The sequence below is a fragment of the Pseudonocardia alaniniphila genome, from assembly GCF_022524485.1.
GTDB classification, from domain to species: Bacteria; Actinomycetota; Actinomycetes; order Mycobacteriales; family Pseudonocardiaceae; genus Pseudonocardia; species Pseudonocardia alaniniphila.
Window position 1 is genome coordinate 59287 of the sequence record NZ_JAKXMK010000016.1, and the last position, 14349, is coordinate 73635.

Annotated in this window: 18 protein-coding genes; 13 read left to right on the forward strand and 5 right to left on the reverse strand. The window is 71.3% G+C overall.

The annotated features are described in order from the left end of the window. The first annotated feature begins 44 nt into the window (after positions 1-44). The 3 genes from MMF94_RS19190 to MMF94_RS19200 all read left to right on the forward strand — a co-directional run bounded on the left by MMF94_RS19190 (position 45) and on the right by MMF94_RS19200 (position 2084). Positions 45-632 carry a GNAT family N-acetyltransferase gene (locus MMF94_RS19190; RefSeq protein ID WP_241038369.1) on the forward strand — a complete coding sequence of 196 codons (588 nt, stop codon included), beginning with the start codon at positions 45-47 and terminating at the stop codon, positions 630-632. A gap of 143 nt (positions 633-775) precedes the next feature. Beyond that, a complete protein-coding gene (locus MMF94_RS19195; RefSeq protein WP_241038370.1) occupies positions 776-1675 on the forward strand; it encodes a TIGR03619 family F420-dependent LLM class oxidoreductase in 900 nt (299 codons plus the stop codon). An 88-nt stretch (positions 1676-1763) separates the two neighbouring features. Next, entirely contained in the window at positions 1764-2084 is a 321-nt protein-coding gene (locus tag MMF94_RS19200) for a hypothetical protein (protein WP_241038371.1), read from the forward strand. 25 nt (positions 2085-2109) lie between these two features. Here MMF94_RS19200 and MMF94_RS19205 read toward each other — a convergent pair whose 3' ends face one another. After that, a complete protein-coding gene (locus tag MMF94_RS19205; RefSeq protein ID WP_241038372.1) occupies positions 2110-2763 on the reverse strand; it encodes a class I SAM-dependent DNA methyltransferase in 654 nt (217 codons plus the stop codon). A 120-nt stretch (positions 2764-2883) separates the two neighbouring features. Here MMF94_RS19205 and MMF94_RS19210 point away from each other — a divergent pair, with 120 nt between their 5' ends. Beyond that, positions 2884-3714: an ATP-binding protein gene (locus MMF94_RS19210; RefSeq protein ID WP_241038373.1), complete on the forward strand. Its 831-nt coding sequence runs from the start codon at positions 2884-2886 to the stop codon at positions 3712-3714. A 6-nt stretch (positions 3715-3720) separates the two neighbouring features. On the opposite strand, the gene MMF94_RS19215 is transcribed toward MMF94_RS19210, so the two are convergent. Beyond that, on the reverse strand, positions 3721-5064 hold the full coding sequence (locus MMF94_RS19215; RefSeq protein WP_241038375.1) for a PP2C family protein-serine/threonine phosphatase: 1344 nt from the start codon (positions 5062-5064) through the stop codon (positions 3721-3723). Between the two features lie 200 nt (positions 5065-5264). Here MMF94_RS19215 and MMF94_RS19220 point away from each other — a divergent pair, with 200 nt between their 5' ends. The 4 genes from MMF94_RS19220 (at position 5265) to MMF94_RS19235 (ending at position 8109) form a co-directional block, all read left to right on the forward strand. After that, the gene (locus MMF94_RS19220) at positions 5265-5675 is read left to right on the forward strand and encodes an ATP-binding protein (RefSeq protein ID WP_241038377.1); all 411 of its coding nucleotides are present in this window, start codon (positions 5265-5267) and stop codon (positions 5673-5675) included. Between the two features lie 113 nt (positions 5676-5788). Then, complete coding sequence (locus MMF94_RS19225; RefSeq protein ID WP_241038379.1) at positions 5789-6199, forward strand: YciI family protein; 411 nt, start codon at positions 5789-5791, stop codon at positions 6197-6199. 105 nt (positions 6200-6304) lie between these two features. Beyond that, entirely contained in the window at positions 6305-7633 is a 1329-nt protein-coding gene (locus tag MMF94_RS19230; protein ID WP_241038381.1) for an RNA polymerase sigma factor, read from the forward strand. A gap of 35 nt (positions 7634-7668) precedes the next feature. Continuing rightward, positions 7669-8109 carry a hypothetical protein gene (locus tag MMF94_RS19235; protein WP_241038383.1) on the forward strand — a complete coding sequence of 147 codons (441 nt, stop codon included), beginning with the start codon at positions 7669-7671 and terminating at the stop codon, positions 8107-8109. A 21-nt stretch (positions 8110-8130) separates the two neighbouring features. Here MMF94_RS19235 and MMF94_RS19240 read toward each other — a convergent pair whose 3' ends face one another. Beyond that, positions 8131-9252 (reverse strand): zinc-binding dehydrogenase, encoded by a 1122-nt coding sequence (locus MMF94_RS19240; protein WP_241038385.1) that lies wholly within the window; start codon positions 9250-9252, stop codon positions 8131-8133. A 179-nt stretch (positions 9253-9431) separates the two neighbouring features. Here MMF94_RS19240 and MMF94_RS19245 point away from each other — a divergent pair, with 179 nt between their 5' ends. From MMF94_RS19245 to MMF94_RS19255, 3 genes are all read left to right on the forward strand, one after another. Further along, positions 9432-9935: a beta-class carbonic anhydrase gene (locus MMF94_RS19245; protein ID WP_241038387.1), complete on the forward strand. Its 504-nt coding sequence runs from the start codon at positions 9432-9434 to the stop codon at positions 9933-9935. A gap of 264 nt (positions 9936-10199) precedes the next feature. Then, a complete protein-coding gene (locus MMF94_RS19250) occupies positions 10200-10961 on the forward strand; it encodes a L,D-transpeptidase family protein (protein ID WP_241038389.1) in 762 nt (253 codons plus the stop codon). 15 nt (positions 10962-10976) lie between these two features. Beyond that, positions 10977-11897, forward strand: a complete 921-nt coding sequence (locus MMF94_RS19255; RefSeq protein WP_241038390.1) for a choice-of-anchor P family protein — start codon at positions 10977-10979, stop codon at positions 11895-11897. A 66-nt stretch (positions 11898-11963) separates the two neighbouring features. Here the strand turns inward: MMF94_RS19255 and MMF94_RS19260 are convergent, their stop codons facing one another. Beyond that, entirely contained in the window at positions 11964-12428 is a 465-nt protein-coding gene (locus MMF94_RS19260) for an ATP-binding protein (RefSeq protein ID WP_241038392.1), read from the reverse strand. 210 nt (positions 12429-12638) lie between these two features. Between MMF94_RS19260 and MMF94_RS19265 the strand changes: the two genes are divergently transcribed. Further along, positions 12639-12983, forward strand: coding sequence for an STAS domain-containing protein (locus MMF94_RS19265; RefSeq protein WP_241038394.1), 345 nt, complete (start codon positions 12639-12641; stop codon positions 12981-12983). A 103-nt stretch (positions 12984-13086) separates the two neighbouring features. Next, positions 13087-13986: a DMT family transporter gene (locus tag MMF94_RS19270; protein WP_241038396.1), complete on the forward strand. Its 900-nt coding sequence runs from the start codon at positions 13087-13089 to the stop codon at positions 13984-13986. A gap of 12 nt (positions 13987-13998) precedes the next feature. Here the strand turns inward: MMF94_RS19270 and MMF94_RS19275 are convergent, their stop codons facing one another. Continuing rightward, positions 13999-14349, reverse strand: coding sequence for an RNA-binding S4 domain-containing protein (locus MMF94_RS19275; RefSeq protein ID WP_425564001.1), 351 nt, complete (start codon positions 14347-14349; stop codon positions 13999-14001).

Genomic DNA, 14349 nt, shown 5'->3' on the forward strand with positions numbered 1-14349 from the left:
TGATCGCTACCATACCGCATACAGTATGCGGTAGCGTCGCGGCCGTGACCGACGCCTGGAAGCACCGCCCGACGTTGTCCGGTGAGCACGTCGTGCTCGAGCCCCTCGCCCCCGAACATGCTGAAGGTCTCCATGAGGCGGGCTCGGACCCCGCCATCTGGACCTGGCTCGCCGCCCGCCAACCCGAGGACGTCGGGGGGATGCGCAAGCTCGTGGACAGCATCCTCACCGACGGCAGTCGCCTGGCCTGGGCACAGGTCGACGCGAAGACCGGGGAGGTGGCCGGTACGACGTCCTTCTACCAGATCGACGCGAACCACCGGGTGCTCTCGATCGGCCACACCTGGATCGGCAAGCAGTGGCAGCGCACCCCGCTCAACAGCGAGTCGAAGCTGTTGATGCTGCGCCATGCCTTCGAGGAGCTCGGCGCCAACAGGGTGTCGCTGGAGACCGACATCCGCAACGAGGCGTCCCAGCGCTCCAACGAGCGTCTCGGCGCGCAGAAGGAGGGCGTGCTGCGGGGCCACCGCATCCGCCCCGACGGCACGGTGCGCGACACCGTCGTCTACTCGGTGATCGCCGAGGAGTGGCCGGAGGTGTCCGAGAGGCTGGTGGCACGGCTCGCGCGGTAACCGCGCACTCCCGCGGCGGCATGGGCACGTCTCGCGGTTCGGCCGCAAGCCGATTCCGCGTCATGCGTCCGTGCCGCCCGCCTGGGAGATGGAGGTGACGCCGATCTCCTGCCTTGTCGAGCGACGCGCGTTAGGTTCGGCACGTGCAGATCGGTATTGGAGCGCCCATCTCCGGCGCGTGGGCCACCCCGGAGAACCTTGCTCGGTTCGGAGCCGAGGCGGAGGAGCTCGGCTACGAGTCGCTGTGGACGTTCCAGCGTCTCCTCGTCGGCGAGAACCAGCAGTTGGCGCCGGTGTACCAGAGCGTGCTGGACCCCACGGTGGCGCTGGCGTTCCTCGCGGCACGCACGTCGCGGGTGCGTCTCGGAGTGGCGGTGATCAACCTGCCGTTCCTCTCCCCGGCCTACATGGCGAAGCAGGCGGCGACGCTCGACCTGCTGTCCGGGGGACGGCTCGACCTCGGTCTCGGGCTGGGGTGGTCGGCCGAGGAGTTCGCGGCCGCCGGTGCGTCCATGGAGCGGCGGGGGCCCCGGACCGTCGAGTACCTGGAGGTTCTCCGCACCCTGTGGGACGACGAGGTGAGCCGGTTCGACGGCGAGTTCTACACGGTGTCGCCGAGCCGGATGGAGCCCAAGCCGGTTCAGCGCCCCGGTCCGCCGGTCCTGCTCGGCGGCAAGGCGCCCGCTGCCCTCGCCCGCGTCGGCCGCATCGCCGACGGGTGGGTCAGCGCCAGCGCCACCGACCTGAACCTCATCAGCAAGGACATCGCCACCATCCGCGAGTCCGCGGAGAAGGCCGGTAGGGACCCATCGGCCCTCCGGTTCGTGTGCCGCGGAGTCGTGCGTCTGGACGGCCCGCCGGACAAACGGTTGTCCGGCCCGGCCGACAAGATCCGTGAGGACGCCGCCTGGCTGGGCGAGCAGGGCCTCACCGACGTCTTCTACGACCTCAACTGGGATCCGGCGATCGGCAACCCCGACGCCCCGGTCGCGGCGGCCACCGACCGCGCCGCGGAAATCATGCAGGCGCTGCGGCCACGCTGACGCGGTACGTCCCGGCCGGCGTGCGATCCTGGCACGCATCAGCTGGCCGCTTCCCCCGGCCGTCGATCATCGTCGGTGGAGGGAAGCCGTGTACGAGTCGTGGGCGTCGACCACGGGCAGGCCGCCGCAGCCGTTGGACCGGCCGGTCTGGGTGGATCTGTCGGCGTTCTACGGCCCGGCGGACGACTCGGTCGCCGGTGCCGAGGATCCGCCACCCGGCGGATGGCTCGTCGCCACCGGCCGCGTGCCCGGACTGTTGAAGTGGTGGGCCCGTGCCGTCGACGGCCGGTGGTTCGGCAAGGTCAACTTCGCGGTCTGCGATTCGTACGGCGCCGTCGTCGCGGAGCATCTGGCCGCACTCGTCCCGGCCTCCGCGCTGACGCCGCGCGAGGCCGACCAGCACCGGTGACGGTGCCGTGATCACAGGCACCAGGTCACGCGGGCTTGCGGGCGAGCAGGTAGGCCTGCTGCGTGTTCTCCACGCCTCCCCGGTAGTCCTCCGGTTCGCGCAGGATGGTGGCCCGCATCGACAGCCCGGCCAGGGTCAGCAGTTCGGCGACGTGATCCGGGCGGCGTCGGTGGAAGACGAGCGACAGCGCGTGACCCAGTCCTTCCGTCCGGTGTACCGGCTCGTCGCCCACCTGGAAGGCGAGCAGCACGTGCCCACCCGGGGCCAGCACGCGGTGGAACTCGGCGAACGCCTCCGGCAGCCGCTCGTCCGGCACATGGATGGTCGAGTACCAGGCCGTGATGCCGGCGAGGCCGCCGTCGGGCAGGTCCAGGGTGAGCATCGAGCCCACCTCGAACCGCAGACCCGGATGCAGCCGCCGGGCGACCGCCACCATCTCCGGTGACAGGTCGATCCCGAACGCCGGTAGCCCCAGGGCGTTCAGGTGCGCCGTGACGCTGCCTGGTCCGCATCCGAGGTCGGCGACCGGCCCTGCGGCCTGCGTGAGCTCGGCGAACCAGCCGAGGAGCGCGCGGTCGAGCGGCTTGCTCGCCAACTCCTCGCGGAACTGTTCGGCGTAGCCGTCGGCCACGGCGTCGTAGGACGCCCGGGTTGCCTGGAGGAAGTCCGGTCCGATCACGGTCGGGCACCGTAGCCCGAGATCGGCGGCGATCGGCACACGGCGGAGGGGTGCGTCGCGGCCGGACGGGGAATGACCTCGGCGCGGACGCTCGCGACGCGGGCGGCGAGGACGGGCGCGGTGATCGCGCAGGCAGTCGAAGACCGGCTGGAGTCGACCTGCCCGGAATGCACCGGTTTCGCCTATCCTCCGCGGGAGGAGGTCGGTGGCGTGGTGGTGAGCGGAATCCTCAACCGCCTCGAGGTGCGCGACGACCACGCACTCGTCGAGCTGACGGGCGTCCTGCGCCTCGGCACGATGGCGGACGTGCGGCGGCTGTTGATCAAGCTGCTCGCCGACCACGAGCGTCTCCTCATCGACCTGTCCCGGATCCGGCTCGAATGGGAGCCTGCCGTGCAGGTCTTCCCGTCAGTGCTGACCGACGCAGGCGGCTGGCCCGCCGCCCGGCTGGTGCTCTTCGGGGCGGATGACTGGATGAGCTCGAACCTGCGGGCTCTGCACGTTCAGCGGACGGTCCCGGTCGTGCGCACCCGCGCCGACGCTGAACGTCGCGTGCTCGAGAGGCCCGACCGCGTCACACGCGCCCGGGAGCTGCCGGCGCATTCAGGAGCACCTCGTGCGGCGCGGATGTTCCTGTCCGACGTGTGCCTGGACTGGGGCGCGGTGGACCTGTACGAGGATGCCGCACTCGTCGCCAGCGAGCTCGTGACCAACGCGGTCGTGCACGCTGAAAGCACGAGCCGGCTGCGCATCGGCCTGGATCATCGGGGGTTGTGGCTCGAGGTCCGCGACTACCGTCCCGGAGACGCTCCCCGGCCGCGTCCCCGCGTCATCGGCGGAAACGGTGGCCGTGGCCTGCACGTCGTCGACGCTGTGGCCCAGCAATGGGGGGTCACCGACCATCCCGACGGGAAGACGGTCTGGGCGCTGCTCCGCGTGCGTTCCGGGTGACTGCGATCAACCGCCTGGAACGCCGAGCGCCAGCAGCGCGATGTCGTCGCGGGGTGGCGGATCGAACCCGGCGATGTTCGCCACGAGGTCCCTGACGACATCGGCGGCTGCGCAACCACGCCCCTTGCTGAGCAGCCTGGCCACGCCGTCCTGGCCGAGCTGTTCGCCCCCGACCGCGGTGTCGGTGAGCCCGTCCGTGTAGAGCAGGAGCGTCTCGCCCGGCCGCAGCGTCAGCCGCCACGTCATGAAGTACGCATCGGGCACGGCGCCGACGAGCATCCCCACGCGCCGGGGCCCGGCCTCGACGGCAGAGGTGCAGCCGACGTCGAGCCCCTGCTTCCCGGCACGGAGCCGGAGCGGCGGTTCGTGACCGCCGGTGCCGAGGGTGACGAGGACGCCGTCCGGCACTCCGGCGTCCTCCTCCACGATTCCGTAGATCACCGTGGCGAACCGGTTCTCGGTGGCGGGGTCCTGGAGCAGTACGCCGTTCACCTCCGACAGCACCCGGATCGGGTCCGGATCGTGGAGGGCGGCCGCACGCAGGCTGTAGCGCGTCATCGAGGTCAGCGCCGCGGCCGGTGCCCCGTGCCCGCAGACGTCGCCGAGGAAGAACGCCCACCGTCCGTCGGGCAGCGCGAACACGTCGTAGAAGTCGCCGCCGACGTCCCGGGCCGAGGCGGTGTGGTAGTGGCAGGCCAGCTCCAGGCCCGGCACCTCGGGCAGCGCCGGCGGCAGCAGAGTGCGCTGGAGCGTGCCCGCGAACTGCTCGATCTCAGCCCGATGCTCGTCGGCCTGCCTGCGCAGCTGTCGCTCCGCCCGTACCGTGCGCAGCGCGGACAGGCGCTGCTCGAGCTGGTCCATGACGATCTCGGCGAGGTCCTGCAGCGCCGCCAGGCCTGCAGCCGTGACCTCACGCGGTTCGACGTCGAGCACGTTGATCGTGCCGAGCCGGTGCCCGTCGCGGGTCACGATCGGGGCCGCGGCGTAGAAGCGCACCCCCATCGCCGCACGCACCAGAGGGTTGTCGGAGGCCCGTGGGTCGAGCAGCACGTCGCTCACGACGTAGGGCGCCTTCGGCAGCACCGCGGACGCACAGAGCGCCGGCTCCGGGCCGAGCTGGCGGACTCCCTCGAGCCCGTGCGCCGCCGTCAACCAGACGCGGTCCTTGTCGACGATCGTGACCGTCGCGATGGGTGCGTGGAACCAGCGCGCGGCCAGCGCCGCTATGCGGTCGAAGGCGCCATCGGGTGGCGCGTCGAGGATCTCGTAGCGCGCCACGGCGGCCAGCCGGTCCAGGTCTCCGGCGTCCTGGACCGGCGCGATCCGTGCCTGCTCGTCATCAGCGCCCACCGCAGCCTCGTTCTCGTATCCGCACGTCAGGGGCGTCCTGTCCGTTGAGCGTACGACAGCATCGGAAGCCCGATAAGTAGATGCTTACTGGTGGGGACATCCGTGTCCGCCCGTTGCCCGCACCTTTCCGGCATTCGGCCGACAGATCCCACGAGTGGGAGAATCGGTTGTGCCGACCGGCGGCTGGGTAAGCCGACTTCGTGGTGGCGAACGGCGGGCTGGACGGGCGGGTTCGGCATCGGACGCTGCCCGCGGAGCTCGGCTCGACCAGAGCCGCACGGGAGACGGTCCGGGTGGCCTGCCGCGACTGGCGGGTGGACGACGACACGTGCGACGACGCCCTCCTCGTCGCCACGGAGCTCGTCGCGAACGCGGTGGACCACGCGCAGACGCCGTGCGTCCTCATCCTCAGCCGTGATCATGACGGGCTGCGCATCACCGTGCGGGACTTCGCGCCGCGGCAGCTGCCGGAGCTGCAGCCCGTGGACGTGACGGCGGCGCGGGGGCGGGGGCTGCAGGTGGTCGCGGCGGTGTCCAGCGAATGGGGCGTGACCACGGTCGACGGAGAGAAGTCGGTCTGGGCGGTCCTGGCGGAGGAGACCGAGGCGTAGGGGCGCCCTGCAAAAGAATCTCCGGAGGTCTGTCGAAGTCGAGCCACCTCGTTCGACGCAGGGGTGGAGCCGGAATCCCGGCTCCGCACGAGCGGACATCGAGGAGGCACAAGATGCGGTTCATGCTCCTGTTGAAGGGTGACCCGGGCGCCGACGCACGCCCGAGCGACGAGCTCATCGGCGCGATGCAGAAGTACGGGGAGGAGCTCCACAAGGCCGGGGTGCTGCTCGCGGGCGAGGGGCTGGAGCCGAGCGGGGCGTCGGGGGCACGGGTCATCTACTCCGGCGGGAGCCGGAAGGTGGTGGACGGGCCGTTCGCCGAGTCCAAGGAGCTGGTGGCGGGCTACTACCTGCTGCAGGTCTCGTCGCGGGAAGAGGCGATCGAGTGGGCGTCCCGGTGCCCGGTCGAGTTCGCCGTGCAGGGTGACGAGGAGGCCGTGGTCGAGGTCCGGCGCATCGCCGAGTTCGACGACCAGGACGCGATCGGCGAGGCGCGCCGTGCCGTGCCGGAGGAAGCCCGATGAGCTCTCGGAAATGGGCGCTGGACCGGGCGAAGCGCCTCCACGGCGAACAGGTCGGTTGACGGGCTCCTTGCCGGGCGTCCCGTCACGATGCTCTGATCGGGCACCGTGACGGGAACCCCGGCGAACCGTGCGATCGAGGCGATCTGGCGTATCGAGTCGCCGAAGCTCATCGCCCGCCTGACCCGGATCGTGCGTGATGTCGGGCTCGCCGAGGAGATCGCACAGGACGCACTCGTCGCCGCGCTCGAGCAGTGGCCGCGGGACGGAGTACCGCGCAATCCCGGCGCGTGGCTGACGGCCACCGCCAAGCACCGGGCGGTGGACCTGGTCCGCCGGGACGTGCGACTCGGGCAGAAGATCGTCGAGCTGGGCCGCGATCTGGAGGTGCGGCAGGCGATGGACGTGCGGAATCTCGGGGCCGAGACCGCCGCCGACAGCGACATCGACGACGACCTTCTGCGCCTCGTGTTCGTCGCCTGCCACCCCGTGCTCTCCACCGACGCACGGGTCGCGCTGACCCTCCGGGTGCTCGCCGGTCTGACGACCAAGGAGATCGCGCGGGCGTTCCTGGTGCCGGAGCCGACCGTGGCGCAGCGGATCTCCCGGGCCAAGCGGACGTTGGCGGAGGCTGCCGTCCCGTTCGAGGTGCCCGCGCGCGACGAGCTCGCGGAGCGGCTGCCGTCCGTGCTCGAGGTCGTCTACCTGGTGTTCAACGAGGGGTACTCGGCTACCGCTGGGGAGGACTGGATCCGTCCCTCCCTGTGCGAGGAGGCGATGCGGCTCGGCCGGGTGCTGGCGGGGCTGGCGCCGGACGAACCCGAGGTGCACGGGCTCGTCGCGCTGATGGAGATCCAGGCGTCGCGGATCAGGGCGCGAGTGGGGCCGACGGGGGAGCCGATCCTGCTGCTCGACCAGGACCGCTCCCGGTGGGACCACGTTCTCATCGGCCGCGGCCTGGCGGCGCTGTCGCGTGCGGACGAGCTGGGCGACCGGCGCGGGGAGCACGGGGCGTACGCGGTGCAGGCCGCGATCGCCGCCTGCCACGCCCGGGCGCTCACCGCTGCCGACACGGACTGGGTCCGCATCGCTGCGCTCTACGACATCCTCGCGAAGATCATGCGGTCGGCAGTAGTGGAGCTGAACCGGGCCGTCGCCGTCGGGATGGCCTACGGCCCCACCGCGGGGCTCGAACTGCTCGATCTGGTGGGCGGCGATCCTGCCCTCGCGCGCTATCACCTCCTGCCCAGCGTCCGCGGTGACCTGCTGGTGAAGCTGGGCCGCCACGGCGAGGCCCATGTGGAGTTCGCGCGCGCGGCAGCGCTCACCGCGAACGGGCGCGAGCGAACGCTGCTCCTCGACCGGGCGGCCACGGCGCTGGCGCGTACCGACGGAGAGGGCCCGGACCGGAGGGACCAGTCGCCGGGTCCGGTCTGAGCACGAGTACGACATCACGCGGCACCCTGGCGGGAGTGAAGGTTCTGCCGGCGGACGGGCCGGGGCACGGCGCTGCCAGGCCCAGCGGCCGGGCACCAGGATTCATGCGTGCCGCGGCGACGGCGGCCGCCGCACTGCTCCTGTCCGCATGCGCAGGCCTCGAGCCACCGGAGGTCGAGCAGGTGGCGTCGGCGTTCGCGGGGGCCGACCCGTCCGCCCGGTGCCAGATGCTCGCGCCCGCCACGGCCTCGGCGCTGGAGGGCCGGCAGGCCGAGTCGTGCGTGCAGGCGATGTCGCAGCTCTCGCTGCCCAGGGGCGCGGTGGTCTCGTCGACGGTGTCGGGAGACCAGGCCCAGGTACAGCTCGTCGGCGACACCGTGTTCCTGACCCTGACGAGTGACGGGTGGAAGGTCACGGCCGCCGGGTGCCGCTCGCAGGCAGACGCACGGTACGACTGCCGGCTGGAGGGCCCCTGAGATCGGCGCTCTGTTCGTGACCTACCCGGCCGTGACTTCCGTGGGGATCACGACGGCCCGACCCGTGGCGCCCGAGCCCAGCGCGCGGTAGGCCTCGCCAACCTCGTCGAGGGAGTGCCGCCCGCCGAGCAGCGCGTCCAGCGGGAGACGTCCGGAGCTGTAGAGGGAGAGGATCCGGGGCAGGTCGACGGGTGGGTTGGCCGAGCCGTACAGGCTTCCCACCAGGCGCTTCTGCTGTTGAACCAGCTCGTTGATCGGCACGGCAGCGGTGGCGTCCACCGACGCGAGGCCGACGGCGATCGCGGTGCCGCCGGGTCGCAGCGCGGAGAAGGCCTGGCGCAGCGTCTGCGGCGCGCCGACCGCATCGACGGCAACCTCGGCGCCCCCACCCGTCAGATCCTGGACGGCGGCCACCACCCCGGCCGCATCGAGCGCCGACGCGTCGACGGTGTGGGTGGCGCCGAGCTGCCGTGCAAGCGCCAGCTTGTCGGCGGCCACGTCGACCACCACCACGGGATCGGCTCCCACGAGCGTCGCGCCCATCACGGCCGAGAGCCCGACGCCGCCCGCGCCGATGACAAGCAACGGACTTCCCGCCACCTGGCCTGCCACGTTCACCACCGCACCGAGACCGGTGATCACCGCGCAGCCCGCGACGGCGGCCACGGCGGGCGGCACGTCGTCGGGCACACGCACCACGGCGCGCTGGGAGACCACCGCCTGCTCGGCGAAGCAGGAGACGCCGAGGAAGTGATGCAGCTGCTCGGTACCGCGGCGCAGGCGGGAGGTGCCGTCCATCAGGCCTCCGCTGCGAGCCTGCACCCGGCCGTAGATGCACATCACAGGACGGCCGGTGATGCAGAACTCGCAGAAGCCGCAGCGCGGGCGCCAGGTGAAGGCCACCCGATCGCCCACGGCAACGGCGTCGACGCCTGCTCCGATCTCCTCCACGATCCCGCAGCCCTCATGACCGAGCACGATCGGGAGCGGGCAGGGGATGTCCCCCGACATGTAGTGCAGCTCGGTGTGGCAGACCCCGGCCGCCTCCACCCGTACCCGGACCTCGCCGGCGTGCGGGTCGTCCAGCTCCACGTTCTCGACCTGAAGCGGGCTGCCGGGCTCCCGCAGTACGGCGGCCCTCATGCGCCCGTCCCGGGCAGCGCGGCCGGACGGAACTTCACCAGCGTCATCGGATGGATGCTTCTCGTCACGGGCCCATCTTGCGGGGTGCACCGGAGATCGCGTGTGGATCGGGCGACTCGTGTGCCCGGGTGGGGACGTTGATCATGCGCGGCGACGGTCCGGCCCCTAGTCTCCTGCCCGTGAGTGGTGAGGAGTTGCTGAGGCGGCACGCGGCAGACGGCGGCCGGCTCGCCGCGTCGGCGGCGCAGGGATTGGGCTCCGTTCCTGCTCTCCACACAGTCGTCGTGACGTGCATGGACACCCGCATCGACGTGCTCGGGCTCTTCGGGCTGGCCGTCGGCGAGGTGCACACCCTGCGGAACGCGGGCGGAGTCGTCACCGACGACGTCGTGCGCTCGGTGACGATCAGCCAGCGCAAGCTCGGCACCCGTGAGGTGCTGGTGGTCCAGCACACCCGGTGCGGGCTCGCCTCGTTCACCGACGCCGAGTTCTCCGAAGAGCTCGCGCAGGACGCGGGAATGCTCCCGCCGTGGCGCATCGGCACCTTCGCCGACCCCGCCGTCGACGTCGGGCGCGGAATGGCTCGGCTGCGGCGCGATCCCTTCGTGCTCCCCGACACCGTCATCCGCGGATTCGTGCTCGACATCGAGGATTTCTCGCTCCGCGAGATCCACCCGGACTGAGCAACGTCTGCTCACTTTATGTAGCCGTCTGTTAGACGGAACGTGAAAAAAAATCTTGGTCGTAACCCGGTTGGCGTCTGTCTCGTTTGTACGTTGCGCGCGCTGTAGCCGGGGGTCCCTCGATCGAGTGTCACCCGGACGCGGCCATCCATGTCTGATTCGCACGGTTTGGGTCCTATGCCACAGCACACCTCGCCACATCAGGTGGCGCCACCCGAAGATCGACCACGCACGTCCCGCAAGCCGCTCCTGATCGGGGCGATCGTGGGCGTTGTCGTGATCCTGGCTGCGGTAATCGGCTTCGCCGCGTTGAGCGGCCCGCCTGACGGATCACCGTCCGGCATCGCGGCGGGCGAAGTCGCACCCGCCGCCGGCGAGCTCCCTCTGAGCAGCACCTACACCACAGTGGACGGTGCTCCTCAGGACAACGCGGTCGACGCCAAGACCAGCGGGATCGTCGTGCACCCCATCCGGGAGACGCCCGTGCACGATGCCCCGAACGGGCGCGCCGTCGCCCGGATGGAGACGACGCAGATCGGCGACACCTGGCTCCCCGTGATCGGTGAGGACCAGGGCTGGGTGCAGGTCCTGCTGCCGTCGAAGCCCAACGGTTCCACGGGCTGGCTGCGCTCGCAGGACGTGGAGCGTGCAAACACGCCCTACCTCATCAATGTGCACCTCGAGTCCAAGAAGCTCGAACTGCTGCGCGACGACAAGGTCGTCGGCGAGTGGACGGTCGGCATCGGCAAGGAGTCCGCTCCTACGCCGGCTGGCCGCACCTTCCTGCTCGGCGCGTTCAAGGACGCCAAGCAGAGCTACTCACCGGTGATCCTCCCGCTCGGGACGCACAGCCCGACGCACGACACCTTCGGTGGCGGTCCCGGAACCGTCGCCATCCACACCTGGCCTACCGACGACGTCTACGGCACCGAGACCAGCGATGGCTGTATCCGGGTGCCACCGGACGCTCTGGACCAACTGACCAGGGTGCCGCTCGGCACCCTCGTGATGATCAACGAAGATTGAGGGGTTTGCACCACTGTGAACACGAAGAAGCTCGCCGGCGCGGGTGCGGCGGCGTTCACCGCCGCCACCGCGGTGACGGCTCTGCTCCTCGGCTCGACCGCTGCGGTTGCGCAGGAGGCTGCATCTGACTCCGCCTACGCGCTGTCGGCCTCCGGTCTTCTGAACATCGACCCGATCTCCTACGTGGAGTCGCCCGACGGCAACGCGGCCGAGAACCAGCTCGCGGGCATCGGGGACGTGCTGGGTGAGAACCAGAGCGCCATCGGCGTCGGCGTGCTGACCGCCGAGGCCCGGGGTGGTGCTTCGGAGACCTCGGTCACGAAGCTCAACCTCCTGCAGCTGCTGCGCGCCGACCTGGTGCGTACCTACTGCGAGGACGGCGACGGCGGCATGGAGATCGTGCGCGGCACGCTCCTCGGCCGCGACCTGCCCGAGACGCCCGTTCCCAGCCAGGTCCTGGACGTCTCGCCGCTGGTGAAGCTGACCCTCAACGACCAGGTTCGTCACGAGGACGGCTCCCTCACCGTCACGGGCATCGAGCTCACGGTTCTGCCGGGCGCCGGCGAGAACCTGGACCGGGTGCTCACCGACGACGAGCGCGCGGCACTCCCGGAGCTGACCGGCCTGCTCGGCACCGAGCTGCCCACCGTCAACACCGTGGGTGACCTCGTCAACGGCGTGACCGAGGGCCTCGGCGTTCAGGTCGACCCGTCCCGCCCGGTGCAGACGATCACTGTCGGCTCGGCCACCTGCAGCGCCGGCGACGGTGACGGCGACGGCAGTGGTGACGGCGACGGCAACGGTGACGGCGACGGCAACAACGGCGACGACAACGGCGACGACAACGGCGACGCCGATGCGGCCACCGAGGTCGCGGCGGTGGGCGTTGCCCCCGCGCCGCAGGTCATGGACGCCTCCCTCCCGGTCACCGGCTGACCTACGGGAAACCAATGACGGGCGGGGGCCGATCGGCCCCCGCCCGTTCGTTTTGCCGCGGCCCGTTCACCCGGGGCCGTGCTCCTGCTGCTTCAGGAAATCAGCGGCTTTGTGCAGCCGCCAGCGCATCTGCACCCTGGTGCCCGACGCGTCGTGAACGATCTCGACGTCATCGCTGAGCCCGCGAATGATGAGCAGGCCACGGCCACGCCATCCCGGATCGGCCGGCGGCGGCCTCCACCGCCCCTCGTCGCGCACCATCACCACGATCTCCCCGCCCGTCGTCAGCTCCGCGTCCAGCAAGGCCGACTCGGTCCGGCCGTCGAGGTCGGCTCTGTCGGCGTAAGCGTGGTCGGCGATGTTGGCCAGCGCCTCGTGCGTGGCCAGCACCAGGTCGTCCACCATTTCGGGTGGTGCGCCGAGGCTCTCCGCCCACGCGGCTACGCGGCTGCGCACCGATGACAGCTGAAACGGCAGCGCCGATCCGGTGAGGCGCAACCTCAGCGGTTCCGGTCGTGCGGCCGCAGACATCGATCACTCCCGGGTCGGCATCCGTGCCACGGTGCGAAGATCCGGGGCAGGATCTCCGGTAAACAGCCCTGGCTTACCCGGTGCCGGGAGCGCCCAATCGGACGCCGCGTCTCCCACACGCGCTGCGGTACGGTTCGAAACCTGTCGGACCCTTCAACAGTCGCCGGACCGCACCGCGGCCGGGCGCTGTCGGGGAAGGGGGTCGCGCCCGTGCAGGTCTCGTCACGGCCACCGGCCGTCGACCACTCGTGGTTCGCGCTCGAGATCACCGGCGCACCTCCACGGGCGAGCGTGCGCGCCGTCGGTGAGCTGGACATGCTCACGGCGCCTCACCTCGAGCGCGAGCTGGAACGGCTGCGCGGCCACGGGTACTGCGACATCGCCCTCGACATCTCCGGCTTGACGTTCGTCGCCGCCGCGGGCTTGAGCGCCTTCGTCCGCTGCGATCATCGCCTGCGCGCGGAAGCGGGGCGATTCCGCCTCGTCGGGCCCACGCCTCGCTGCCGGCAGTTGCTGGCGATCACCGGCCTCGACGACGATCTGACGATCGTCTGACCCCACAGCGAGGTTGCCGGGCCCCTCCGGTGACGGATGACCGGTCCGTCGGTATGGATCGCGTCCCGCATGCGTTGGGGCGGACGTGGATCAACGTGCAGCCGTGCCCGACCGGACCTGGCTGATCGCCGTCGCGGCGGCGCTGTGGGGTACCGACGGACTCCTCCGTCAGCCGCTCGCCGGGCAGCTCCCGGCAGCGACGATCGTGTTCTGGGAACACCTGCTGATCGTCGTGGTGCTGGTGCCGTTCCTGCCTTCCGCGGCGCGGGCCTTCCGGGCTGCCACGCCGAAGGAGCGCACCGCTCTGGTCCTGATCGGAGCCGGCGCCTCCGCGCTCGCGACGGCGCTGTTCACGCAGGCCTTCCAGCTCGGCGATCCCGTCACGCCGCTCGTGCTGCAGAAGCTGCAGCCGGTGATCGCCGTCGTGGCGGCAGCACTGCTGCTCGGGGAACGCATGCGCCGCCGGTACTGGTTGTTCGCCGTGCCCGCGCTCGCCGGGGCATGGTTGATGGCGTTCGCGGATCCGCTCTCGGCAGCACCTCGGGCGGCCGCAGCCGCGCTGTTGTCGGTGGCCGCGGCAGCGCTGTGGGCCGTCGGCACGGTCCTCGGCCGGATGGTCAGCGTGCGCATCGCCAGCCGAGACGTCACCGTGCTCCGGTTCGCGATCGGGCTGCCCGCCAGCGCGGTCGTGCTCGCGGCCCAGGGCGCGCCGGTCGTCGTGACGCCGGCGCAGCTCGGCCCGTTGGTGCTCCTGGCCCTCATCCCCGGCCTGCTCGGGCTGACGCTGTACTACATCGGGCTGCGCTCCACGGCCGCCGCCCGCGCGACGCTGGCCGAGCTCGCGTTCCCCGTCACCGCGGCGCTGCTGGGGGTCGGTCTGCTCGGCACCGAGCTGAGCCCGACGCAGTGGCTCGGACTGGCCGTCGTGGTCGTGTCGGTCACCGCGCTCGGGCTGCGCGAACGGGCGCCGAAGCCGGTGGTGCAGGTCGAGCCGGTGTCCTGACCGCTCGTGCCGCTACAGTGCCCCTGAGCGGAACTGGTCGAGGACACGTCGTTCGCGCTTCGTGGGGCGCCCGGCCCCGCGCTCGCGCCTGGCCACCGGGATCGCCGCCTCCGGCGGGGGAGCCGGGGTGCGGTCGATGAAACAGGTGGCGGCGTCGGCGGCTCCCACCCGCTTCTGGATCACGCGCACGACCTCCACGATCCGCGTCGTGTCGTGCACCCGAGCGCGTACCTCGTCGCCGGCCTGCACAGGCGTGGCCGGCTTGGCCGGCTTGTCGTTCACCCGCACATGCCCGCCACGGCAGGCCGCGGCGGCGTCCGGGCGGGTCTTGGTCAGCCGCACCGCCCACAGCCAGCGGTCCAT

Bases quoted from the DNA above. Each gene is read 5' to 3' on its own strand.
- MMF94_RS19225 (WP_241038379.1), top strand. From the start codon at position 5,789: ATGCGGTTCATGCTCCTGTTGAAGGGTGACCCGGGCGCCGACGCACGC.
- MMF94_RS19240 (WP_241038385.1), bottom strand. From the start codon at position 9,252: ATGAGGGCCGCCGTACTGCGGGAGCCCGGCAGCCCGCTTCAGGTCGAG.
- MMF94_RS19275 (WP_425564001.1), bottom strand. From the start codon at position 14,349: ATGGACCGCTGGCTGTGGGCGGTGCGGCTGACCAAGACCCGCCCGGAC.
- MMF94_RS19260 (WP_241038392.1), bottom strand. From the start codon at position 12,428: ATGTCTGCGGCCGCACGACCGGAACCGCTGAGGTTGCGCCTCACCGGA.